At 38.5% G+C, this 23,331-nt stretch carries 21 protein-coding genes, 1 pseudogene and 1 riboswitch; of the genes and pseudogenes, 15 read left to right on the forward strand and 7 right to left on the reverse strand.

Going from position 1 to position 23,331, the window contains the following annotated elements:
* Both H4J56_RS17325 and H4J56_RS17330 read right to left on the reverse strand, forming a co-directional pair.
* Window positions 1–638 (reverse strand): transposase (locus tag H4J56_RS17325; protein WP_182259661.1); only part of this gene is annotated, 638 nt, incomplete at its 3' end.
* Between the two features lie 28 nt (window positions 639–666).
* Window positions 667–825: a hypothetical protein gene (locus H4J56_RS17330; RefSeq protein ID WP_182244839.1), complete on the reverse strand. Its 159-nt coding sequence runs from the start codon at window positions 823–825 to the stop codon at window positions 667–669.
* Between the two features lie 43 nt (window positions 826–868).
* Between H4J56_RS17330 and H4J56_RS17335 the strand changes: the two genes are divergently transcribed.
* The 14 genes and pseudogenes from H4J56_RS17335 (at window position 869) to H4J56_RS17405 (ending at window position 16,342) form a co-directional block, all read left to right on the forward strand.
* Window positions 869–1,207 (forward strand): hypothetical protein, encoded by a 339-nt coding sequence (locus H4J56_RS17335; protein WP_182259662.1) that lies wholly within the window; start codon window positions 869–871, stop codon window positions 1,205–1,207.
* 490 nt (window positions 1,208–1,697) lie between these two features.
* Window positions 1,698–2,750 (forward strand): annotated as a pseudogene (locus tag H4J56_RS19820) (serine hydrolase domain-containing protein).
* A 496-nt stretch (window positions 2,751–3,246) separates the two neighbouring features.
* Complete coding sequence (locus tag H4J56_RS17350) at window positions 3,247–3,900, forward strand: helix-turn-helix domain-containing protein (RefSeq protein WP_182217420.1); 654 nt, start codon at window positions 3,247–3,249, stop codon at window positions 3,898–3,900.
* 475 nt (window positions 3,901–4,375) lie between these two features.
* Complete coding sequence (locus H4J56_RS17355; protein ID WP_182217422.1) at window positions 4,376–5,167, forward strand: DUF3450 domain-containing protein; 792 nt, start codon at window positions 4,376–4,378, stop codon at window positions 5,165–5,167.
* 10 nt (window positions 5,168–5,177) lie between these two features.
* A complete protein-coding gene (locus H4J56_RS17360; RefSeq protein ID WP_182217424.1) occupies window positions 5,178–6,572 on the forward strand; it encodes a MotA/TolQ/ExbB proton channel family protein in 1,395 nt (464 codons plus the stop codon).
* Between the two features lie 3 nt (window positions 6,573–6,575).
* The gene (locus H4J56_RS17365; protein ID WP_070376340.1) at window positions 6,576–7,106 is read left to right on the forward strand and encodes a MotA/TolQ/ExbB proton channel family protein; all 531 of its coding nucleotides are present in this window, start codon (window positions 6,576–6,578) and stop codon (window positions 7,104–7,106) included.
* Between the two features lie 27 nt (window positions 7,107–7,133).
* Window positions 7,134–7,547 carry a biopolymer transporter ExbD gene (locus tag H4J56_RS17370; RefSeq protein WP_070376341.1) on the forward strand — a complete coding sequence of 138 codons (414 nt, stop codon included), beginning with the start codon at window positions 7,134–7,136 and terminating at the stop codon, window positions 7,545–7,547.
* A 15-nt stretch (window positions 7,548–7,562) separates the two neighbouring features.
* Entirely contained in the window at window positions 7,563–8,180 is a 618-nt protein-coding gene (locus tag H4J56_RS17375; RefSeq protein ID WP_070377222.1) for an energy transducer TonB, read from the forward strand.
* 10 nt (window positions 8,181–8,190) lie between these two features.
* Entirely contained in the window at window positions 8,191–9,528 is a 1,338-nt protein-coding gene (locus tag H4J56_RS17380; protein WP_182217426.1) for a lipopolysaccharide assembly protein LapB, read from the forward strand.
* Between the two features lie 233 nt (window positions 9,529–9,761).
* Window positions 9,762–11,297, forward strand: coding sequence for a Re/Si-specific NAD(P)(+) transhydrogenase subunit alpha (locus tag H4J56_RS17385; RefSeq protein WP_182217428.1), 1,536 nt, complete (start codon window positions 9,762–9,764; stop codon window positions 11,295–11,297).
* Window positions 11,298–11,308: 11 nt separating this feature from the next.
* The gene (gene pntB / locus H4J56_RS17390; protein ID WP_182217430.1) at window positions 11,309–12,712 is read left to right on the forward strand and encodes a Re/Si-specific NAD(P)(+) transhydrogenase subunit beta; all 1,404 of its coding nucleotides are present in this window, start codon (window positions 11,309–11,311) and stop codon (window positions 12,710–12,712) included.
* Window positions 12,713–12,865: 153 nt separating this feature from the next.
* On the forward strand, window positions 12,866–14,269 hold the full coding sequence (locus H4J56_RS17395) for a sodium:alanine symporter family protein (RefSeq protein ID WP_220465352.1): 1,404 nt from the start codon (window positions 12,866–12,868) through the stop codon (window positions 14,267–14,269).
* 79 nt (window positions 14,270–14,348) lie between these two features.
* Window positions 14,349–15,668: a DEAD/DEAH box helicase gene (locus H4J56_RS17400; RefSeq protein ID WP_182217431.1), complete on the forward strand. Its 1,320-nt coding sequence runs from the start codon at window positions 14,349–14,351 to the stop codon at window positions 15,666–15,668.
* A 20-nt stretch (window positions 15,669–15,688) separates the two neighbouring features.
* Window positions 15,689–16,342 (forward strand): hypothetical protein, encoded by a 654-nt coding sequence (locus tag H4J56_RS17405; protein ID WP_182217433.1) that lies wholly within the window; start codon window positions 15,689–15,691, stop codon window positions 16,340–16,342.
* A 10-nt stretch (window positions 16,343–16,352) separates the two neighbouring features.
* Here H4J56_RS17405 and H4J56_RS17410 read toward each other — a convergent pair whose 3' ends face one another.
* A complete protein-coding gene (locus H4J56_RS17410) occupies window positions 16,353–17,243 on the reverse strand; it encodes a GGDEF domain-containing protein (RefSeq protein ID WP_182217435.1) in 891 nt (296 codons plus the stop codon).
* 250 nt (window positions 17,244–17,493) lie between these two features.
* On the opposite strand from H4J56_RS17410, the gene H4J56_RS17415 reads away from it, so the two are divergent.
* A complete protein-coding gene (locus H4J56_RS17415) occupies window positions 17,494–19,461 on the forward strand; it encodes a monovalent cation:proton antiporter family protein (RefSeq protein ID WP_182243792.1) in 1,968 nt (655 codons plus the stop codon).
* Between the two features lie 319 nt (window positions 19,462–19,780).
* On the opposite strand, the gene H4J56_RS17420 is transcribed toward H4J56_RS17415, so the two are convergent.
* From H4J56_RS17420 to H4J56_RS17435, 4 genes are all read right to left on the reverse strand, one after another.
* A complete protein-coding gene (locus H4J56_RS17420) occupies window positions 19,781–20,935 on the reverse strand; it encodes a patatin-like phospholipase family protein (protein ID WP_182217439.1) in 1,155 nt (384 codons plus the stop codon).
* A 198-nt stretch (window positions 20,936–21,133) separates the two neighbouring features.
* Window positions 21,134–21,493 carry a DUF3718 domain-containing protein gene (locus H4J56_RS17425; RefSeq protein WP_070376350.1) on the reverse strand — a complete coding sequence of 120 codons (360 nt, stop codon included), beginning with the start codon at window positions 21,491–21,493 and terminating at the stop codon, window positions 21,134–21,136.
* A gap of 63 nt (window positions 21,494–21,556) precedes the next feature.
* A riboswitch (cyclic di-GMP riboswitch) is annotated at window positions 21,557–21,656 on the reverse strand.
* A gap of 248 nt (window positions 21,657–21,904) precedes the next feature.
* Window positions 21,905–22,561, reverse strand: coding sequence for a 3-oxoacid CoA-transferase subunit B (locus H4J56_RS17430; RefSeq protein ID WP_182217441.1), 657 nt, complete (start codon window positions 22,559–22,561; stop codon window positions 21,905–21,907).
* A gap of 20 nt (window positions 22,562–22,581) precedes the next feature.
* Window positions 22,582–23,289: a CoA transferase subunit A gene (locus H4J56_RS17435; RefSeq protein WP_182217443.1), complete on the reverse strand. Its 708-nt coding sequence runs from the start codon at window positions 23,287–23,289 to the stop codon at window positions 22,582–22,584.
* Between the last annotated feature and the right edge of the window lie 42 nt (window positions 23,290–23,331).

Here is a 23,331-nt window from a genome sequence, read left to right on the forward strand (position 1 = left end):
ATGGCTGCTTTGATACGCAGTTGAATACTGGTAAAATTCGATTGCTCAGGTGTTGGAGCAATGCCCGCACGCACTGGATTTAAATCTACATAAGCCATACAAGCAAGTAATGCCCCTTCATCGAGCAGGGCTTGTGATTTAAAGCGTCCTTCCCAAAAGTGTCCTGTGCATTTATCTTCTTTATTGGCTTGTCGAGCAATAGGCTCGTTTAATGCCCGCATATACCAACTGATATCGATTAAGCGCTGTTTATAGACTTGTGCTGTTTCTTCAACCATTTCCATTTCGAATGTCGTTAATGATTGCTCTTGCTGATATTGACGGGTTAATAGGGTGCCTTTGAACAACTTATGCCAACGGAACAGTACCTCGAGCGTCGTCCAGTTGTTAGCTTTTTCACTATCAACATGAAGGACTAAATGTAAGTGATTATTCATGACAGCGTGAGCACAAATATCAATAGCAAAGACCTGAGATAATGTAAAAATACGTTGTTCAATCCAATGACGCCTGTGCTCATAACTGACACCTGTTTCTTTATCAATACCACATAAAAAGGCTTTGCGAACGGTTTGACTGCAAATATGATAATACGGCGTATCAGATAAACTAATTTGTTGTGAACGAGGCTTAGGCATAACAATCACCACACTTATAAGAGGTGAATTAAGTGTAGTTTATTGTTGGAAAAATAAACAAGTTATTATGGGTGGCTTGATTGCGGTAATCAATACCACATAAAAAGGCTTTTCGAACGGTTTGACTGCAAATATGATAATACGGCGTATCAGATAAACTAATTTGTTGTGAACGAGGCTTGGGCATAACAATCACCACACTTATAAGAGGGTAAATTAAGTGTAGTTTATTGTTGAAAAAACAAACAAGTTATTATGGGTGGCTTGATTGCGGTATTAAAACATATTTTAGATTACATGGTCATAAACGTGTAATTACTATTAATGTTAAATCTATGATTTTTACTGAGTTGGGTGATTCTTTAAAAGTCATCGAGCTTAAATTTTCAGAGATTACCGAAGTGTACTTTGCCGAAGGTAGGCAAGGGATACCTAGCAATTTGATTATCAAGTATGGTTACGATGGTCACGCCTACATTGCTAAAGATTATTTAAAACATCAATATTTTGAAGCTATTTTTTCAGCTTTTAAAAAAGTCCTAAAAATAAATGAGATAAGTGTAAAATAAAATATAGCCAGCTGCTTAAACGGACAAGCAGCTGGCTATGCTCGCCCTTCGGTATTATAGCCAGCCATTTTAGCCGCTTAGCAAAGCGTTATATGCAGGTTTAAGCCTAAGTAATATGACGAAGTCTATGTTTATTACCTGATGTTTATCGTATTGATAATTAATTTTTTATTGTTTTACTTGGTTGTTCTCGGCATGAGGCTCGCGGGGAAACTAGTCGGATGAATGAGTTGAAAAAAACCTTCATTCAGAGTAGCTAAAATGGAATTGTTTTTACAATACATAATATTATTTAATAAAGGAACTATCATTGAAATATAAAACTAAAACCACCGATTTTATCTTTTCTTCGCTTATTTCACTCACTCTATTAATATTTACAAGTGCAGTTTATGCGAGCAGTGAATCCATTGAGATCATTGAGAATAATTTAAAAAGTAATATAAAGATTAACGGCAAAACCGACTCGAGTGATTCAATCGTAAATCTTATGAAGCAGTTAAATGTACCAGGCCTTAGTATTGCGGTAATTCATAAAGGAAAAATTGATTGGTCAAAAGGTTACGGTATTGCTAATGGCACAAGGAAAGTAGACTCTAATACTTTATTTCAAGCGGGTTCAATTAGTAAACCCGTTGCAGCCCTTGCTGCGCTAAAATTGGTTAAACAAGGAGAGTTAGATCTTGATGTTGATGTTAATCAATATCTAAAAGGCTGGAAGGTTAAGGGAGACTTATTAACTAAAGAAAATCCTGTTACTTTACGTCACCTTCTTACCCACACTGGCGGTATTAGTGTTCACGGCTTTCCCGGATATGCAACAGGTAGTGAAATACCAAGTACAACTGATGTGCTAAGTGGTAAAGGAAATACCGATAAAGTTGAGGTCAATGAAGCGCCGGGAAGTAAATGGCGGTATTCAGGTGGTGGCTATACTATAATGCAAAAAATAGTAGAAGATGTCACAGGAATGCCATTTTCTGAATATGCTGACAATTAAATTCTTAAACCTATGGGCATGTTCAATAGTACCTTTCAACATGTGTTACCCAAAAAATTAAAACAACATACCAGTGCAGCTTATGACTCTAATGGTGAAATGTATCCAGCAATATACAATGACTACGCAGAGAAGGCCGCAGCGGGATTATGGACTACCCCGTCAGACTTAGCGATTTATGCTATTCATATGCAAGCAATAATGGCAGGAAAGAATGACGGAATAGTAAATAAATCGACAGTAACAGCTATGTTCAGTAAGCATCAAGGAAATTGGGGGCTAGGGCCGGCGATGAGTGAAGTTAACAATCAACTTGTTTTTTCTCATTCTGGAAAAAACCTTGGTTTTACTAATGAATTTAAAGCCTTCGTGAATAGAGGCGAAGGGATGGTAGTAATGAGTAATGGTGATAATGCGCGGCAAATTAATCAAAAAATTATGATCGCTATCTCCAAATATTATAAAATGGGCTTTCACTCACGAAAGAGCATAGAACCGTTAACTTTATTTATGAACAATCTCAAGGGCTTTATAGGAGAGTAGAAACTGATAACTGGTGGCTTCATTGTGGAGGTCAAAATTATTGATGGGCTGCCTAAAGTTAAAGAAAAACATGAAGCGCTGTTTTCACGACTAATACCTTCCAATAAGGTGACATTTATTAATGTTTAATCTGAAATGAACCCGTTTGTATTCCATCGGGATCAAGCTGATAATGTCAGTGGTTTATTGGTAGCTGAAAGGTTTAGACTTTATAAAATTAAATAACGAGCTTTGCTCTATGGTGTTTAATACGGATATGGCTGCAAATAACAAGTTGCTTAAACGGATAATAACAGTTGGCTATCGCTTCGCGATTATAGCCAACCCTTTTTACCGGCTTAATGGAGCGTTATGTCAGATACACCACTCAATATTCGATTATTACTAATTATCAGTTAGATAGTGAAGTAGGCGGGGTATTGACGGTGAAGTGGCGTAACAGAAATTGATAATATTAGGGTAGTTTCATTCCTCTATTTAACTGAGGTTATGAATTATGGATATGAAAGTAAAATCATCACTTATTAGAAAATACAGAACGGAAAGACTCTGGTCGCAAGAGCATTTATCAAAAGTAAGTGGGCTTGGCTTAAGGACTATTCAAAGGTTGGAGTCTCGCGGAAGTTGTTCATCCGAAACAATCATGTCACTAGCATCTGTTTTTGAAGTAGATGCCGCTACTCTTGTCTGGCGTGATGGGTGTTACCAAGCATATAAGCACAAGCAATGGGGAATTGTTACATTCACCGCTATATTTATTTTAGCGGCTGCAATACTAGGAATAAATGATGGGTATAAATTTTTACCATCGGAAGCTCTAGGGATTATTTTCGGTGTGCTAACTATAGTTGCTATTATATTTAGCTCTATGACAATTGAAGTTAATGAAAGTGAAGTCAGTTGGTATTTTGGTCCGGGAGTATTTAAAAAACAAATAGCACTGGAAGAGATTGCGAACTGCAATAATGTGAAAAATCCAATATGGATGGGATTCGGTATACACTCATTTGGAACTGGTTGGATTTATAATGTTTCGGGGCTTTTAGGTATAGAAATTGAACTAAAGGGAGGTTCATTTATTAGGTTAGGAACGAATCAGCCAAACTATCTTATTCAAGCTATTGTCGATGCTAAAGATAATGTAGAGTAATTTTTAAAGTAACAATTACTTAGTATCAAGGTTGAAGTGCGACAAAATAGCGATGCAAAACCTGAATCGAATCAACTTTAACCAACAAGAGTTAATGACCCCAGTTGAGGTAATAATAACCGTACGCTTGCCTGCTTAATCGTCCGCTGCTCGCGCAAGGTTGTCGTTTAAATGACAAGTACCAACGCCAGCTATTATCTTGAAGCAGTCATTAACTCAAGCATCGTGTGCAATGATAAAATTCTGATTTATTGACACGATTTTAATTTTAATGACTCCTCCGCATTCCCTCAAGATAAATTATTAATATCAATCTGAATTTCCACAGTAAGAAAAATGTCACAACCTTGTCATTTAATAAATCGGCAATATTCCTGAAACTTAATTGTCATATTTAGCCATTAATATTATCGACATTAATTTTAGGGGTAATCAAATAAGATCTGATTAGCTCAAACAAAGGCAAAAGGTTTTTATGACTCTTTCGAAAATTGCACAAGCTTGTTTATTACTGAGCTTAAGCACAACTAGCTTAATTAGCGATGCAACACCCACACTAGCGGATAATGATAAACAGCTCAGCCAAGTCGTTGATGCTGGTAAAGAAATCAACCAATCGGCCAGTCAGTCTCAACAGCGCGTTAATGCTATTAACGAGCAAATACAAACGAAGTCACAACATTTTAAAACCATTAACAAGGAAATTGATGGCTTAACTGTTTATAACCAGCAAATGAAAACCCAAGTGGCGAACCAATTGAAAGAGCTTGACCAAATAGCCGTGTCAATGGAACAAGTGAGTATTATAGAACGACAAGTTTCACCGTTAATGGCGCGTATGATTGAAACCTTAGCAAACTTTATTACCTTGGATGTGCAATTTTTAACAACCGAGCGTAATAAACGTATTGCTGATTTACACAGTATGATGGAACGCGCTGATGTTGCTATTTCTGAAAAGTTTCGCCGAGTACTCGCCGCTTATCAAATTGAAGTTGATTATGGTCGAACAATAGAGGCGTATTCTGGCTTAATTGATATTGACGGTAGTGAGCAAAATGTTGATTTCCTCAGAATTGGCCGCGTAAGTCTAGTGTATCAAACACGTGATGGTCAAAAGTTAGGTTTGTGGGATAACGCTTCTAAATCATGGCAGCCTCTTTCAGCGCAATATCGTTTAGATATTAATAAAGGTTTACGCATTGCTCGTAAACAACTTGCCCCCGATTTAATTATTGTCCCCGTAACGCAAAACTCGGCCGAATAAGGAATAACCCATGAAAAAATTACTTCTATTAATATCGGCAATAACTTTGTCAGCTGTTTCAGTATTCAGTGGCAATGCCATCGCGCAACAAGCAACGAGTTTAGATGACTTACTGTCACAATTAGCGCAAGGAAAAATTGCACAAAGTAAGCAAAATCAAGATAGAGAAGCAGAGTTCAATGCGAAAAAAAGCCAACAAACCCAATTATTAAACCAAGCAAGACAGCAGCGAGATCAAGCGATTAACTTAAGTACACAACTTGAAAAAAACTTTCAAGATAACGATGTAACCTTAGGTAATAATACCGATGCGCTCAATAAGCGTATGGGTGAATTAAAAGAATTGTTTGGTGTATTACAACAAGTCGCTGGTGATACGCGCAGTAAATTTCAAACTTCTGTTATTTCGGCACAAATTCCTGGTCGAGGTCAGTTTCTTGATGAGTTTGCGCAAAGTATGGGCTCCTCATCAAAATTAGCCTCGATTGAAGAAATTGAACGTTTGTGGTTTGAATTACAACGTGAAATGACACAAAGTGGAAAAGTACATAAATTTAGCCGAGAAATTGTGTTAGCAAACGGTGAGAAAAGCCAAGCAGATGTGGTGCGTGTTGGTGGTTTTAATCTAGTTTCACAAGGAAAGTATCTTGAATATATTGATGAAACAGCTTCTGTTGCACAATTAATGAGACAACCATCGAGTCGTTATTTATCAAGTGCTAATGCACTCACTTCAAGCACTAATCAAGTCGTTCCTTTTGCTTTAGACCCAACAGGTGGTTCAATCCTAGGATTATTAGTACAAGCACCTGACTTACAAGAACGCGTTGAACAAGGTGGTGCGGTTGGTTATGTTATTTTAGCGATTGGTCTCATTGGTTTACTGATTGCGATTGAACGTTTTATCACACTCTTTTTCATTGGCAGTAAAGTCAATCGTCAATTAAAGAGCGATCAAGCATCAAATGACAATCCACTGGGTCGGGTTATGTTAGTCCAAGATAAAAATCCCCTTGATAACGTTGAAACCTTAGAGTTAAAGCTCTCTGAAAGTATTTTAAAAGAAGTCCCTGTATTAACAACTAGGCTCACTTTCATCAAAATCATTTCAGTAGTTGCGCCTTTAATTGGTTTGTTAGGCACAGTTACAGGGATGATCAATACCTTTCAAGCGATTACCTTATTTGGCACAGGTGACCCTAAACTAATGGCAGGTGGTATTTCTCAAGCGTTAGTAACAACGGTACTGGGCTTAGTTGTTGCTATTCCCATGGTCTTTATTTCTACACTGCTCAACACCCGAAGTCGCGGTATTATTAATATTTTACAACAACAAAGTGCAGGGATTTTAGCTGAACGCTCAGAAAGCTCTGAAAAACCGCTGACATCAAAGCAAGGAGCATAAACCATGATCCTCTTCATCGAAATGATGAATCGTATCCAAGAATTTTTGGATACGGGGGGGCTAGTGTTAAGCGTTATCGCCGCGGTTATTTGTTTAATGTGGTTACTTATTTTTGAACGATTATTTTTTTACTTGCACAGTTATAAAACGGTGAAAGAAAACATCATTAAAAGTTGGTTTAAACGCCCAGAACGACATTCGTGGAATGCCCAGCATATAAGAATTGCTCATATATCAAGAGCCACTGAAATGCTTAAAACTAACGTTACCTTAATTCAATGTTTAGTTGTCTTGTGTCCACTGCTTGGTTTGATGGGCACGGTAACCGGTATGATTGAAGTGTTTGACGTTATGGCAATTTCGGGCAGTGGTAATGCACGGTCAATGGCTTCAGGCGTTTCGCGCGCGACTATTCCAACAATGGCTGGCATGGTCGGCTCTTTGTCTGGTGTATTTATGGTGACATGGTTACAGCGTAAAACGAAACGTAGAACTGAGCAAATGGAAGACAGTCTTCCGATGGCTCACCAATAATTAGCAGTTTAATTAAGGAGTAACGCTATGCGTTCTCAACTATCAAATATTTTACAAGAACAAGAAGAAGCCGAAGAAATTAACATGACGCCTATGTTAGACGTGGTCTTCATTTTATTGATATTTTTTATTGTTACCGCCTCGTTTGTTAAAGAAGCGGGTATTGAAGTGAATCGACCAGAAGCGGCTACTGCCGTTAAAAAGGAACGAGCCAATATCTTAGTTGCAATTAGTGATAAAGGCGATATTTGGATCAATAAGCGTCGTATTGATATTCGAGCCGTACAAGCCAATATTGAGCGCTTAAAGGCAGAAAACCCACAGGGTACTGTTGTTATTCAAGCCGATAAAGCATCGACAACTGATACGTTAATTAAAGTGATGGATGCTGCTCGTTCAGCGGGTGTTTTTGATGTTTCAATTGCTGCTCAAGAGGGCTAAGTCATGGCAACAGTGATGAACACTCCTGCCCGTTACAGCATAGGTTTATTACTTGCTGTGGTGATGACTTTCTTTCTTTTATGGGGGATGCAAGCGCTTATTTCTGGTGGTAATAATGCCTTAACTGAAGCGCCTCGCGGTAATGTACTCGATTTTATTAGATTGAAAAAAGAGCAGCAACTTACAAAAAAAGAACGTAAACCGCAAAAACCACCAGCACCTAAAGCACCTCCACCGCAAATGCAGCAACCACAAATGCAGCAAGCTAATCCCAATGCATTAAGCACTGCTAGCGGGTTTGGTGCTGATATTCAAACCGATTTAAGTTTAGCTGGGGGATTAAGTTTAAGTGGCGGTGATGGCGACTATTTGCCCATAGTGAAAGTCTCACCTATTTACCCACGTCGTGCTCAATCTCGTGGCATTGAAGGGTATGTTATTGTTGAATTTATTGTCACTAAAAATGGTTCAGTACGGGACGCTATAGTTGTTGAAGCTAAACCTGAAGGTATTTTTGATCAAGCGGCAATGGCGGCAGCATTAAAATTTAAGTACAAACCACGGGTAGTTGATGGTGTCGCTATGGAAGTTGCTGGCGTGCAGAATAAAATTTCTTTCCAAATAGAAGGTTAAGGAGTCGGGGATGACTAAAATGACAACATTAAAAAGAAAAGCGCTATCTTGCCTTTCAATCGCGCTTCTCTTTAGCGCTCCGGTAATACTTAACCAAAATATGGGTGGCAGTATTGCAAATGCGCAATCATCAGCACAGTTGGGTAAAGAAACAACCTCAGTGAAAGTACCCGCGATGCGTAACCGTGTTTATACGCAATTGGCAAGAGCACAAAAACTTGCTGATGAGGGTAACGGTTTAGAGGGCTTTGATGTACTTGATGAAGTGCAAGACCGCATTGATAGTTTAAACAGTTACGAACGTGCGATGTTATGGAATTTTTATGGCTTTATGTATTACGGTAATGACGATGTCGCTTCAGCCATTGATAGCTTTGAAAAAGTTATCGATGAAAAGGCGATCCCTGAAACATTAAGGCTGTCGACACTTTACTCTTTAGCGCAATTATCAATGCAAATGCAAAACTTTCCACAATCTTTAAAGTTTTTAGTTTTGTGGCAAGCAACTAACGACAAAGCCATTACCGATACTCAACAAGTCTTATTTGCCCAAGTTCATTATCAAAATAAACAATATCAGCAGTCTCTGCACTATGTTTCACAGGCTATTGAACAAAGTATCGCAGCCAATGAAAATCCTAAAGAAAATTGGTTGATTTTACAACGTGCAAATTACTTTGAATTAAAGCAGCCAATTGAAGTAACCGCTGTGATAGAAAATCTGGTTCGTTATTACAATAAACCTAAATATTGGTTACAGCTTTCAGCAATGTATGGTGAAATTGGCCAAGAAGATAAGCAGCTTGCGGTGATGGAAAGCGCTTGGCAAGCGGGCTATGTGACTCAGTCAACTGACATTATCACCTTAGTGCAGCTGTATCGCTTTCATAACGTGCCAATTAAAGCGGCAAACCTACTCGCTGAAGCAATAGACAGTGGTCAAGTTATCGCCCAAGAAAAATATTTAGAGATGCTGGCTAATGCATACATAGCGGCAAAAGATGATGAAAAATCAATTCCGGTATTAATTAAAGCAGCAGAAATTTCTGAAACAGGTAAGTTTGATGCTGCTTTAGCACAAGCTTATTTAAACTTAGAAAAATGGCAACTTGCTATTAATTCAGCTAATGAAGCACTAAGTCGTGGTGACTTAGCTTCAGAAGTTAGTCTAGGTAATATGTATTTAGCCAAAGGTATGGCGGAATTTAATCTGCAAAAATTTGGCGAATCTTTATCTGCCTTTGAACAAGCTAAAAAAATTAAAAGTTCGGCTAAAACAGCTAAACAATGGTTTCAGTATGTTAAAAAAGAGCAAGTTACTAAGCAAAATTTGGCGATGTTAAATTAATTATTCCGTAGTTTTACCTTATTCTCCTCTTCGAACATCCCCTTGACGGATAAAAAGTTAGTTCAGGGGGAGCTGGCTATATTTATTATGAAAATAGCCGTTATTATTTTTAGGTGTATGAAATTCATTCAATTGATGGTAAAACATTAATTATAAAACCCATAAGAAAAGTAATATGTTGCAGCTTTATCTTAATTTACGTTGAAGTTGCGACCTTTTAAAAAAGGTGGCTTATGAATATTGGAATACCTAAAGAAACACTAACAGGGGAAAACCGAGTAGCAGCATCGCCAAGCTCGGTAGTTGCTCTACTTAAGCTTGGCTTTAGTGTCCAAGTACAAAAAGGAGCTGGCACAAAAGCCAGTTTTACTGATGAAGAGTTTGCCGACGCAGAAGCTTCATTAGTCACTAAAAAAATATGCTGGCAGTCAGATATTATTTTTAAAGTAAATGCACCTTCACTTGATGAAGTTGCACAAATGAAAGATGGCGCACATTTAGTCAGTTTTATTGCACCAGCGCAAAGTCCAGAGTTACTCGAAGCCTTACGCGAAAAATCAATTACGACCTTTGCCATGGAAATGGTGCCACGTATGACTCGCTCTCAGTCAATGGATGCACTAAGTTCAATGGCAAATATTGCCGGCTATCGCGCTGTTATTGAAGCAACCCATCTTTTTGGACGCTTCTTAACAGGACAAATTACAGCTGCGGGTAAAATGCCTCCTGCAAAAGTAATGATCATTGGTGCGGGGGTTGCAGGTCTTGCTGCTATTGGTACCGCTGGAAGTTTAGGCGCTGTGGTTCGCGCTTTTGATACGCGCCCCGAAGTAAAGGAACAAATTGAAAGTATGGGCGCAGAGTTTCTTGAGCTTGACTACGAAGAACCCGAAGATACGGGATCAGGCGATGGTTATGCAAAAGAAATGAGTAAAGCATTCATTGATGCTGAAATGGCACTCTTTGCAGAACAAGCCAAAGATGTTGATATTATTATTACCACAGCGATGATCCCGGGCAAACCAGCGCCTAAGTTAATTACAGAAGCCATGGTTCATTCAATGAAACCCGGTTCAATTATTGTTGATTTAGCGGCCGCGGGTGGTGGTAATTGTGCCTTAACCGTTCCGGGTAAAGTTGCTAATGTTGGTGGTGTTAAAATTATTGGTTACACAGATTTAGTTTCTCGTTTACCCAATCAAGCATCACAGCTCTATTCAAATAATTTGGTTAATTTAACTAAATTAGTGTGTCCAAATAAAGACGGTACCATTACGGTTGATTTTGAAGATCAAGTGGTTCGAAATATGACCGTCGTTAATCATGATGAAATTACCTTTCCGCCACCACCAATTCAAGTCAGTGCGGCACCCACTAAACCTGCTCCAGTAAAAATTAAAGCAGTCGATGTGAAAGAAGAACCCGCATCACAAACTAAAAAGCATCTGTTTATGGCAATAGGCGCGTTATTGTTTGCTTGGGTGGCCAGTGTTGCTCCCGCGGATTTTCTCTCTCATTTCACTGTTTTTGTGCTTTCTTGTGTTATTGGTTACAACGTGGTGTGGAATGTCAGTCATTCGCTGCATACGCCTTTAATGAGTGTTACTAATGCCATTTCGGGCATTATTATTGTTGGCGCTTTGTTACAAATAGGGCAAGACAATATATTGATACAAATACTTGCGGGGATTGCGGTGCTCATTGCCACAATAAATATTGTTGGTGGCTTTGTAGTGACCAAACGTATGTTAAAAATGTTTAGAAGATAAGGGGCGCATTGATGGAATTTTCTCAAGGGTTAATTAGCGCAGCTTATATTGTTGCTGCATTATTATTTATTTTTAGTCTTTCAGGGTTAAGTAAGCAAGAAACGGCTGAAACAGGTAATTGGTATGGCATCACGGGTATGGCCGTTGCTTTAATCGCAACCATTGCCGACCCACGTGTCGATAATGTTTTAGTGATATTTATTACCATGTCAGTTGGCGCTTTTATTGGTTTACATTTAGCCAAAAAAGTTGAAATGACGCAGATGCCAGAGTTGGTCGCTATTTTACATAGTTTTGTTGGCCTAGCGGCGGTACTTGTTGGCTTTAACAGTTATTTTGAAATGGACCACTCTTTAGCGTTTAACCTAACCGACACCCAACAAATGGAGACCAACATTCATTTAGTTGAAGTATTCTTAGGTGTTTTTATTGGCGCGGTAACCTTTACCGGTTCAATTGTCGCTTTTGCTAAATTACGCGGTGTTATTAGCTCTTCAGCATTGATGTTGCCACATCGCCATAAGTTAAATTTAGTAGCAGGTATTGTTACTTTAGTTTTACTTATTAGCTTTGTTCAAAGTGATGGCGCTATTAATCCACTATACATGATGACCTTTATTGCACTTGTCTTTGGTTGGCATTTAGTCGCTTCAATTGGCGGTGCTGATATGCCTGTTGTTGTCTCTATGCTCAATTCATATTCTGGATGGGCAGCCGCAGCCGCAGGTTTTATGCTTAACAACGATTTGTTAATTGTAACCGGCGCTTTGGTGGGGTCATCAGGGGCAATACTGTCATACATTATGTGTAAGGCGATGAATCGTTCTTTTATTAGTGTTATTGCTGGAGGTTTTGGTACCGATGTTGTTATTGATAACGATACTGATTATGGCGATCACATTGAAATAAATGCCGAGGCTGTTGCTGATCTGTTGCGCGGAGCTAAATCCGTTATTATTACGCCAGGTTATGGTATGGCTGTAGCGCAAGCTCAATATCCTGTTTATGAAATGACTCAAGCGTTAAAAGCGAAAGGGATCGATGTGCGTTTTGCTATTCATCCGGTTGCAGGGCGCTTGCCTGGACATATGAATGTTTTATTAGCGGAAGCAAAAGTTCCATATGATATTGTTTTTAGTATGGATGAAATTAATGATGACTTCCCTACAACCGATGTTGTTTTGGTGATTGGGGCAAATGACACGGTAAATCCTGCAGCTGCAGAAGATCCAACCAGCCCTATTGCCGGTATGCCAGTGCTAGAAGTATGGAATGCTAAACAAGTCATTGTCTTTAAACGTTCAATGAGTACCGGTTATGCTGGGGTTCAAAACCCATTATTCTTTAAAGAAAATACTCAGATGTTATTTGGTGATGCTAAAGACTCTGTTGAAAAAATATTTAAAGCACTGTAATTAACTTTACATTGAGTAATAAAAACCAGTGATCGTTCACTGGTTTTTTTTGCTTAGCACTATTTGTTTTCTTAACACTAATAGGGTCTAACGCTGGTAGTACTTTGTTTGTTATGATAATTAGTAATAATCTAAAAAGGTGAGAAAGATATTTTGATAGAACAATGGATAGGTACGATCAATGGTTATTTATGGGGCAGTGTGCTTATCTATTTACTGACCGGTTGTGGTATTTGGTTTACTTGGCGATTAAAGTGCCTGCAAATAACTCACTTTACTCACATGTTTACGTTACTTAAATTAAGTCGTAAAACAGACAGCCAAGGCATCTCTTCTTTTCAAGCATTATGTACTTCGCTTGCCGCCCGTGTCGGCACCGGAAATTTAATGGGGGTAGCTGTCGCTATTACCTTAGGTGGCGCTGGTGCTGTTTTTTGGATGTGGCTTATTGCTCTTGTTGGTATGGCAACTGCCTTTGCTGAAAGTGCATTAGGCCAACTCTATAAAGAAAAAGATGCCAACGGAAACTTTCGTGGTGGTCCTGCTTATTACATGAGCAAAGGCTTAAAAAGTAGAAAACTTGCGGTGACTTTTTCGCTGTGTTTATTTTTCGGATATGGTTTTGTTTTTAGCTCAGTGCAAGCCCATTCAATTACCAGTGCTTTTGACGGCTCTTTTGGTATTAACCCGTTATTTACCGGCATTGTCATTACTATAGCAACGGCCTTTATTGTTTTTGGTGGTTTGAAAAACATCGCTCGTTTTGCAGAAATAACGGTACCTTTTATGGGGCTTGCTTATTTATTAGTCTGTCTAGCGGTCATCTTTTTAAATATTGAAAAAATCCCTGCCATTATTAGCGATATATTTGCTTCTGCTTTTGGTTTAAAAGAAGCGGGCAGCGGCTTAGTTGGTGCGGCAATAGTCCAAGGCATAAAACGTGGACTCTATTCTAATGAAGCGGGGATGGGGAGCTCACCCAATGCCGCTGCCGCCGCAGTACCTTATCCTCCTCATCCTGTTTCACAAGGTTATATACAAATGCTTGCTGTGTTTTTTGACACTATTGTTATTTGTTCTTGTACCGCTTTTCTTATTTTATTATTCAAAGAAACAGGTAGCGATGCACAAGGGATACAATTAACTCAGCAAGCGTTAGCTTATCAAGTGGGCGCATGGGGTAGCGATTTTATTACTATCGCTATATTACTGTTTGGTTTCACCTCAATTGTTGCCAACTTTGCTTATGCTGAAAATAATTTGAAGTATTTAAATATGGATAATCCACTTGGACATTGGTTTTTACGTTGTGGATTTTTGGCGATGTTGATTTTTGGTTCAGTAGCGAGTTTACCTCAAGTTATTGCTTTAGCTGATTTATCTACAGGGCTTATGACGGTAGTTAATGTCACGGCTTTATTACTCTTGTCTAAAGTTGTGGTGAGTATTACTCAAGACTATCATCAGCAACATAACCAAGGAAAATTGCCGAGCTATAAGCCAAGTGAAAGCGAGCATAATCGTTTTAATTTGACGAAAGGGATCTGGCAAAAATAGTCTGATGAATAATGTTTAAACTATGCTAGAATGCGCGCCTTAATTTTGGGTTTCGTTTTTTTTTGATAAGTGGTGATATATGAGTGTTGATGCAATAGGGTTGTCGGCTGAACTATTAAAGGCAGTTAAAGCCTGTGGTTATAAAACGTTGACGCCTGTTCAGCAGCAAGCTATACCGCTTATTCGGTCTGGGGTTGATCTACTGGCAAGTGCGCAAACAGGTACCGGTAAAACAGCCGCTTTTAGTTTACCTATACTAGAGGCTTTAGCTAAAATTCCAAGTGATAATAATTCATCAAAAACTATTCGCGCACTTATTTTAACGCCAACGCGTGAGCTTACTCAACAAGTTGCCCGTAATATCGAAAGCTATAGTGAATTTTTACCATTAAGCTGCGGTGCTGTTTATGGTGGTGTAAATATGCCACCACAAACTAGAATGTTAAAGCAAGGTGTTGATGTACTTGTTGCTACACCTGGGCGTCTACTTGAGCATGTAGTGGCGAGAAATGTAGATTTATCACAAGTTAAATTTCTTGTTTTAGATGAAGCTGACCGTATGCTAGATATGGGTTTTTTAAATGACATTCAGCAATTAATCAGTGTTATTAAGCAAAAACATCAAACATTGATGTTTTCAGCAACATTTTCAAATAAAGTGAAAACGTTAGCTAAACAAGTCTTGCATACGCCAAAAACCTTAGAAGTTTCACGCCAAAATTCAACATCAGGCAAGGTTAAACAATCAGTTTATTGGGTATCAGAAACACGTAAATGTGAATTATTATCAGAATTGATTGGTATTAATAATTGGCAGCAAGTACTTGTTTTTGCAGGTACCAAAGAAAGTGCAAATATACTCGCTAAAGAACTTAAGCTTGACGGAATTAAGTCGGCGTTGTGTCATGGTGATAAAACACAAGGCGCAAGAAACAAAGCCCTTGAACAATTTACGGAAGGAAAAGTTCGCGTGCTTGTTGCTACCGATGTTGCAGCTCGAGGATTAGATATTCCTGATTTACCTTACGTTGTTAACTTTCACTTGCCTTATCTTGCTGAAGATTATGTGCACCGTATTGGCCGTACAGGCCGAGCAGGAAAGTCTGGTACGGCAATTTCACTAGTTAGCCCTAAAGATGAACAGTTTTTAGAAAATATCGAAGCATTAATTGGTCGAACTTTTGAACGAACAATTGTCCCTGGATATGAACTAGAACGTGCTTTACCAGCACAATATGCTGAAAAAGAAGATAAACCTCTAAAGAAAAGCCGCTACAAAGCGACACAAGAGAAAAACCAATTAATAGCCCGTAAAAAGGCAGATAGTACGCCTGCGGCTAAACGACGTGCAAAAGTGGCCAAAAAAGCCAAACCAGCGCCTACCGGCAAACGTAGATAATTTATTGTTGAACAGTACTTATGGCACACACCTTAGTTGATATACCCTTTGAACAACGCCATCAGTGCTGGTTTTGTGGCGAGCCATCTGAATTAACATTTGGCTTTCCGCATCAATATTTTCTAGTTTTTGATTGCTCACATCCACCATTATCTGTACCTAGTTGTCGTGAATGTACTTCTTTAGCGAGAAAGGCAAAGCAGCATTCTATTTGGGCTGTTGCCAATAATGTTAAGCACTTTTTAGCACAAACCTATCAAAAAGATTTAGCGATAGGTATCAATTGGACGAAAGAAGAGCTTGCTGATAGTGAGTTTGAAAGCGGAAATTTTATTGGCTTTCAAAAAAGTGCTTGGATGATGTATGAAATAGCCAAACAACGCTTAAATTATCAAGGTTGGTTATTGTCGCTTGAGGGCGTCGAACTCGATGTTGATTATATTGGCACCGAGTTTACTTTTGATGGGGTAACTTATCCAAGTGTTGATCTTGCTATTGAGCACTTTATTGAAACCTATGACTTGTCGGCTGAAAACTTTAAAAAAGCACTATCAATTGTCGGCATTGACAAATTTGGCAAAGCGGTAAGGTTTTGCCGCCTGCTTATTGGCAGAACGCCAGAGCAACAAAAATTAGCGCTTCGCTATTTTGCAGAAGACGAAAAATTAAGCTAAGTTAATCTCACTAGACTAAACTTAGCTTACGGTCTTTAAATATTTTTCTTTGATATAGCGCTTTGTCGGCGCGTTTAAAAAAACTTGCTTGCGTATCCATCCTGTCCATAAAAGTATGCCCTAAACTACAACTGACTTGATGTTTTGATAATAAAGGATCACGAGTCATTGCGCTGTATATCCGCTGTTCAATAACGAGTAGAGAATCTAGCGTGGCATTTTCAACAATGATTGAAAACTCATCACCACCAAATCGAAATAAACTATCAGAATCTCGGACACTTTCTTTAAGCGCCAAAGAAAACTGAATCAAGACATCATCACCTAAATTGTGGCCATGACTGTCGTTAATTAATTTAAACTTATCGAGGTCGCAGACGATTAAACCGACTTTACTATTTTGGCGGTTTGCATGGTGCATAGCACGCTTTAACTGCTCATCAAAACATCGACGGTTATTTAAAGAGGTTAATCCATCTTGCATCGCTAACAGCAAAGCTTCCTGATACTGTAAAGCATTATTTAATGGGTGAATTAAATACTGGTGTAACTCGTTAAGTATCTTATAATTAGTAATGCTTATTGGTGAATTAATGGCGTAGGTCAAAATACCAACAAACTTTTGGTTTAGTTTTAATTCAAAACTACGTTCATTTTTACCTTGTCTACTCCCTCTAATCGAAGCGGTCATATCACCTTTCTTGAAATATAGACCTGAAAAATCGACATACTTAGCTGCTTCCATTGCAAAAATATTGAGTAAACGATCAAGCTCTAGCGATGTTTGGAGTTGTTCCATTAACGCTAATTTTCTATTAGATTTTTCATGGTCAGGACTATCAAACACTTTAAAAGCGTTATATTGAAAAGCCTGATTATCTACTAAATTTAATGTCTGCATATCATCACCTGATTATTTTATCAGATATGATTAAGCAATTTTTATACCTAAATTTATTTTAAAGTGGTTATTTTTATAGTATTGATATTAAATGAGTTTATATTAATAAAATCTTTGACGAATTTTTGACAATTCATTAATGGCAAGGAGTTGCCGCTGTCAAACTACCGATAATTGCTTTAGACTCAGTAGTGCTCACTCTATTTTTATAAATTTAATACCGATGCGAATGATAAAATAAGGATTTTTTGTGACAGGTCATTTTGAACTCTTAGCTATTCTATCAAGTGCTGTACTTATTGTTTGGTTATTTCGCCGTTTACACTTACCGGCAATTTTAGCCTACTTAGTGGCAGGTATGCTGGTTGGTGATCATGGTTTATCTTTGGTTCAAGACCAAGTGGATTACGATCACTTTGCTGAGTTAGGTATCGTCTTTTTACTTTTTACCCTAGGCTTAGAATTTTCATTACCTAAATTAATCGCCATGCGCCATCTGGTCTTAGCGGTTGGTAGTCTTCAAGTAGGTATTTCGCTAGCTTTTTTTATGGGCATTGCTTTGTTGTTTGGTCAGACATTTGCTAGTGCTTTGATTATTGGTGGTATTATAGCGCTTTCTTCAACAGCCATCGTTATTCGGCAATTGAGTGAAACGGGCGCAATGAAAAGAAAGTCTGGGCAGCTCTCTGTTGCTATCTTACTTTTTCAGGATGTAGCCGTTGTTCCCTTATTAATTATCATCCCGATGTTTGCCCAAGAGTCTGATAGTTCAATGGTTGTTGAGCTACTGATTGCTCTAGTTAAAGGCGTCTTTGTCGTTACCTTGTTAATGTTTGCCGGAAAATGGTTGCTACCACGTTTATTTAATTTAGTGGCGCAAGTTAGAACCGATGAATTATTTGTTTTAACAACCTTATTAGTTACCTTAGTCGCATCATCATTGACGCAATGGTTTGGCTTATCTATGGCTTTAGGGGCTTTTCTCGCAGGTATGATGTTAGGTGAAAGCCAGTACAAGTATCAGCTTGAAGCCGATATTCGGCCTTATCGTGATATCTTGCTAGGTTTATTTTTTGTAACGGTCGGTATGAAACTCGACATCGGCATCGTTTATTCCTCACCATTGGTTATTATCGGCGTTATGGTCAGCTTTATGGTGGTTAAGATACTGATTATAGCCTTCTTAGCAAAACGCGCAGGAGAAGCGGCTAAAGATGCTTGGGCTGCAGGTATTATGTTGGCACAGATGGGTGAATTTGGTTTTGTGCTTATCGCTTTAGCCAATCAGGTTAAATTGTTACCGGTTGAAACTGCTTCTATCTTGTTAGGCGCAGGTGTATTGAGTATGGCGATAACACCTTATATGATTAACAATGCTCGTCGTTGGTCGTTGATGTTGAGTAACGAAAAGCCCATAGATACCGATCATTTAGCTGAACTTCCCGAGCAAACAGAGTTAAGTGACCATGTCATTATTTGTGGTTTTGGTCGAATTGGCCAAACGGTGAGTCGCTTTTTAAAGCAAGAGTCGATTAAGTTTGTTGCTATCGATATTGACCCACTTAGGGCAACAAAAGCGCGTGAAGCAGGAGAAAATGTGCTTTTTGGCTCATCAAGACAAACTGAATTATTACAAGCAGCTCACTTGTCGAAAGCTAAGCTTGTTGTTATTGCTTTTGGTGAGGACAAACAATCACTTGAGGTTATTCAAAAAGTTAGATCATTATCACCCGATGTTCCTATCCTTGTGCGCACTCGAAATGACGATCAACTACAAGCATTGCAAGAAGCGGGTGCTAATCAAGTGGTACCAGAGAGTTTAGAGGGCAGCTTAATGCTGGTCTCTCAAGTGTTATCTTTAACCGGAGTGCCTTTCTCTCGTATTATTCGCCGTGTACAAAAAGAACGTAAAGACCACTACAGCCATTTGCATGGGTTTTTTCAGGGTGAGCATACTGACATGAGTCCTGAAGCTATGGATCGCATTGAATTCGCTAATGGGATTATATTAACGGAAAACTCTTATGCTAATGGGCATTCTATAGCGTCACTGAATTTATCGGCAAAACGGGTCACGGTGGTTGCGCTTCGCCGTAACAATATTGAATCAGAGCAACCCGATGAAGCCACTATTCTTCAAGCTCAGGATACCCTGATTGTACGCGGAAAGCCTCGACGAGTAGAACGAGCAGAGCGCTTTGTTCAAAAGGGAGTTTAGCTTTTCCTTTGACTGTCCGCAGTGTTGTTAGGTCTAGATGAGTATAACGAGCAGGACATTTCATCCAAGAGAGGGGGAATTTTTTTCTTGATTGCCGCAGTGTTGTTAGCTCTAGATGAGTATAACGAGCAGGACATTTCATCCAAGAGAGGGTAACTTTTTCTTGGATGTCCGCAGTGTTGTTAGGTCTAGATGAGTATAACGAGCAGGACATTTCATCCAAGAGAGGGGGAATTTTTTCTTGGTTGTCCGCAGTGTACTAAGCCAATAAACGCTTTGTTCAACAAGGCGTTTACTTTATTACTTTAGCAATGGATCGTTATTCAAGAGATAAAAATTTTCTAATCGCAGTCTCTTGCTCCATAGCATCTTCAAATCCCAGTTTAATTAACTGCCGACAATAATTTTTTTCAAATAATAAATAACTAACAATACTTGATTCAGAGTCATTAGAGATACCTACGCTGCGTAATAATAAACGTATCGATAGTGGTAGGTCTGAAAAATACTCTACGGCCATGGCATTAAAGTCATGACTGGGATTAAGGAGAAATGATGATATCGGTTTTAAACCATCTTTTTCTTTTCTAAGTTCTGGTGGTATAAGTTTTATTGTTTCATTAATTCGTTCTAGACGTTCAATATCGCTGTGTAATGTATCTGAGAAAATAGTATCAAGTAAATGACCGGCAACAGTAGAGGTTGTCGGAGGATGAGGATTATTCACTTTACTATGAAGTGGTGCTTTAGGTTGATCAACACCAACAATAAACAAATTTTCTCCACCTAAGTGTATCGCAGGGCTTAACGGTGAAAGTTGATGTATAGACCCATCACCATAATGCTCTTGGCGAATTTTGATTGAAGGAAACACAAGGGGAATAGCGGCAGAAGCCATTAAGTGCTCACTATTAATTTGGCAAGGCTCACCACGACGTTTAGCGCGAAACCAAGGAGAAATAGACTCATCAGATTGATAAAAACTAATTGAATCGCCATTACTGTAACTTGATGCAGTAATAGAAACTGCAGATAAATAGCCACGTAAAATATTGGTGTCGATACGTTTAAAGTCGACCACCATATTCAGTAAGTCACGAAGTGGCGCGTTGTTTAGTAAACTACGCGCACTTTTATTGGCATAATCTGCTTGGAAACTTGCCAGCATACCTTTCGCCAAATGTGAGAAAACCCGAATACCATCACTATGGTATATTCGACTGGTATTAATATTCTTCCAAACCCATTCTAATTTTTTTACCCCCAAATGAAAGCATGAAGAATAACAGGCTAGCGCTGTGGTATTTATAGCACCAGCAGAGGTGCCACATATAATGGGAAAGGGGATGCCATGATTTCTAGGGACAAATTTTGATATGGCAGAAAGCACACCTACTTGATAAGCCGCTCGGGCGCCACCACCAGTAAGTACTAAAGCATTCTTACTGTCTTTATAACTTCTTTTATTCAACATGTATATCGCAGTCTTCTTCGTATAACTTAAGTGTAATCAGTTTTTTAACCTGGTGCTAGCTTAACGAGTCAAAAAATAGATTGAAATGACTAAGGCAAAAAAAAGCCTGCAGAAGCAGGCTTTTTAAAATGACATAGAATTATTATCTAGTAAAACAGTACACTTGATTGAACAAATAACATCTACTAAAAAATAAGTTTAGCTGCTAACGCGTTCGTTAGCTGCGTCTATCAATGGTTGCGATCCGGTTTGCAAAATAGCTAAGTTTTCAGAAACAACTTTCTTTGGTAACTTTGAAATCATCAAAGAACCTGTTTTAACTGAACCATTAGACGATGCAAACGCCAACAGATTCTGTCCATTACACTCAATACCATGAAAGATAGTGCGAATTTTTAATCTATTCGTTTTTAAGAACGAACGCATGCGTTTCTTGTCGTCTGCAGCTACATACTGGCAAACGCTTTGAGCGATGTCAGCAGCTTGTGCTTTCGGCGCCGATACAACAGACGTTAATGTTAAAATAGTGATGGTAGAAGCTAGTAATAATTTTTTCATTTTAGTAACCTTGTAATTAATTTAGTTAGTAAAGGAAAAAACCACGGGATGTACCTTGTATAACGAGGTGACTCCGCTGTCATAGAATTTATATATAAAACATAAATCCCTTAGACCGGTGGTTTTGCGTAACACGATTTCACGTGTTTTGCCTTTTCTTTGTCCCTTTTAGTATTGCGAATTGAGCCAATAAATGCAAGAAAAATGTGTAATACGCTAGTGACATGCGTAAAGAAATTTAATAAAAAAAACACTTTTATCAATTTTTTTTCAAATAGAACATGTGCTTAATCGAATGGTGACTATCAAAACCATTAAGTGAACTTTAATGTAATGTTAAAATATAGAGTAAAAAAAAAGAGCTAAAGCTCTTTTTTTATTTAATCGTATGATTAATATGCCGCTAGGTTATTAAAATTTCATTTCAGGGACATGCTCAGGAACAATTAATTCACCTTCAGTGAGTTTTATTATTTCCTCAATACTGACCCCTGGTGCTCGCTCTAATAAATGAAACTTGCCATCTTTAATTTCGATAAAGGCTAAATCAGTGAGTACTCTTTTAATACAACCCTTACCTGTTAACGGTAAAGTGCAGTTAGATAAAAGTTTTGAAACACCATGTTTAGAAGCGTGAGTCATAGTAACAATAATATTGTCAGCACCCGCAACTAAATCCATAGCACCGCCCATACCTTTAATCAGCTTGCCTGGAATCATATATGAAGCAATGTTACCGTTTACATCGACCTCAAAGGCACCTAGTACTGTTAAGTCGACATGTCCGCCACGTATCATTGCGAATGACTCGGCACTATCAAAGATAGAGGCACCTTTTGCCATCGTGACCGTTTGTTTACCGGCATTAATTAAATCTGCATCAATTTCGTCTTCGGTGGGAAACTGTCCCATGCCAAGTAAACCATTTTCAGATTGAAGCATCACTTCTATTCCCGCAGGAATATAGTTAGCAACTAACGTTGGAATACCTATACCTAAGTTAACGTAATAACCGTCTTGTAATTCTTGTGCTACACGTTGTGCTAGCTGTTCTCTTGTTAAAGCCATTGTTTAGTCTCCGGAATTATTTATGACTGAGCAGTACGAACAGTTCGTTGTTCAATGCGTTTTTCAAATGTACCTAAAATCAATCGATTAACATAGATACCTGGTGTATGGATTTGGTCTGGGTCTAGCTCGCCAGGTTCAACTATCTCTTCAACTTCAACGACGGTAATTTTGCCTGCCGTTGCTGCCATAGGATTAAAGTTACGTGCTGTTTTTCTAAAAACCAAATTACCGTAACGGTCGGCTTTCCAGGCTTTAACAATGGCAAAGTCGCCTTTAATTGCGGGCTCAAGGATATACATTCTACCGTCTATTTCACGCTCTTCTTTACCTTCTGCTACCGGTGTTCCATAACCTGTTGCCGTAAAAAAAGCAGGTATACCAGCACCACCAGCTCGCATTTTTTCAGCTAAAGTGCCTTGTGGTGTGAGTTCTACTTCTAATTCACCATTCATCATTTGACGTTCAAATTCAGCGTTTTCACCAACATATGATGCAACAATTTTTTTGATTTGACGGTCTTGCAGTAACACACCTAAACCGAAATCATCGACACCACAGTTATTTGAAACCATCGTTAATGCTTTAGTGCCTTTGCGCTTTATTTCACTAATTAGATTTTCTGGGATACCACATAAACCAAAGCCACCCGAGATAACGGTCATGCCGTCTTCAAGTCCTGCCATCGCTTCTTCATAGCTTGCTACTACTTTGTCAAATCCGGCCATTATTTAATCCTCATTACATTTATTTCTATAGAGTATTTATCA

The sequence above is a fragment of the Colwellia sp. BRX8-4 genome, from assembly GCF_014077345.1.
Classification (GTDB): Bacteria; Pseudomonadota; Gammaproteobacteria; order Enterobacterales; family Alteromonadaceae; genus Colwellia_A.

What these genes read in the sequence shown, in the direction of transcription:
- H4J56_RS17435 (WP_182217443.1), bottom strand. Translation starts at nt 23,289, where the DNA reads ATGGCCGGATTTGACAAAGTAGTAGCAAGCTATGAAGAAGCGATGGCA.
- H4J56_RS17350 (WP_182217420.1), top strand. Translation starts at nt 3,247, where the DNA reads ATGGATATGAAAGTAAAATCATCACTTATTAGAAAATACAGAACGGAA.
- H4J56_RS17355 (WP_182217422.1), top strand. Translation starts at nt 4,376, where the DNA reads ATGACTCTTTCGAAAATTGCACAAGCTTGTTTATTACTGAGCTTAAGC.
- H4J56_RS17330 (WP_182244839.1), bottom strand. Translation starts at nt 825, where the DNA reads ATGCCCAAGCCTCGTTCACAACAAATTAGTTTATCTGATACGCCGTAT.
- H4J56_RS17370 (WP_070376341.1), top strand. Translation starts at nt 7,134, where the DNA reads ATGCGTTCTCAACTATCAAATATTTTACAAGAACAAGAAGAAGCCGAA.
- H4J56_RS17425 (WP_070376350.1), bottom strand. Translation starts at nt 21,493, where the DNA reads ATGAAAAAATTATTACTAGCTTCTACCATCACTATTTTAACATTAACG.
- H4J56_RS17365 (WP_070376340.1), top strand. Translation starts at nt 6,576, where the DNA reads ATGATCCTCTTCATCGAAATGATGAATCGTATCCAAGAATTTTTGGAT.
- H4J56_RS17400 (WP_182217431.1), top strand. Translation starts at nt 14,349, where the DNA reads ATGAGTGTTGATGCAATAGGGTTGTCGGCTGAACTATTAAAGGCAGTT.
- H4J56_RS17380 (WP_182217426.1), top strand. Translation starts at nt 8,191, where the DNA reads ATGACTAAAATGACAACATTAAAAAGAAAAGCGCTATCTTGCCTTTCA.
- H4J56_RS17420 (WP_182217439.1), bottom strand. Translation starts at nt 20,935, where the DNA reads ATGTTGAATAAAAGAAGTTATAAAGACAGTAAGAATGCTTTAGTACTT.
- H4J56_RS17430 (WP_182217441.1), bottom strand. Translation starts at nt 22,561, where the DNA reads ATGGCTTTAACAAGAGAACAGCTAGCACAACGTGTAGCACAAGAATTA.
- H4J56_RS17405 (WP_182217433.1), top strand. Translation starts at nt 15,689, where the DNA reads ATGGCACACACCTTAGTTGATATACCCTTTGAACAACGCCATCAGTGC.
- pntB (WP_182217430.1), top strand. Translation starts at nt 11,309, where the DNA reads ATGGAATTTTCTCAAGGGTTAATTAGCGCAGCTTATATTGTTGCTGCA.
- H4J56_RS17385 (WP_182217428.1), top strand. Translation starts at nt 9,762, where the DNA reads ATGAATATTGGAATACCTAAAGAAACACTAACAGGGGAAAACCGAGTA.
- H4J56_RS17375 (WP_070377222.1), top strand. Translation starts at nt 7,563, where the DNA reads ATGAACACTCCTGCCCGTTACAGCATAGGTTTATTACTTGCTGTGGTG.
- H4J56_RS17410 (WP_182217435.1), bottom strand. Translation starts at nt 17,243, where the DNA reads ATGCAGACATTAAATTTAGTAGATAATCAGGCTTTTCAATATAACGCT.
- H4J56_RS17360 (WP_182217424.1), top strand. Translation starts at nt 5,178, where the DNA reads ATGAAAAAATTACTTCTATTAATATCGGCAATAACTTTGTCAGCTGTT.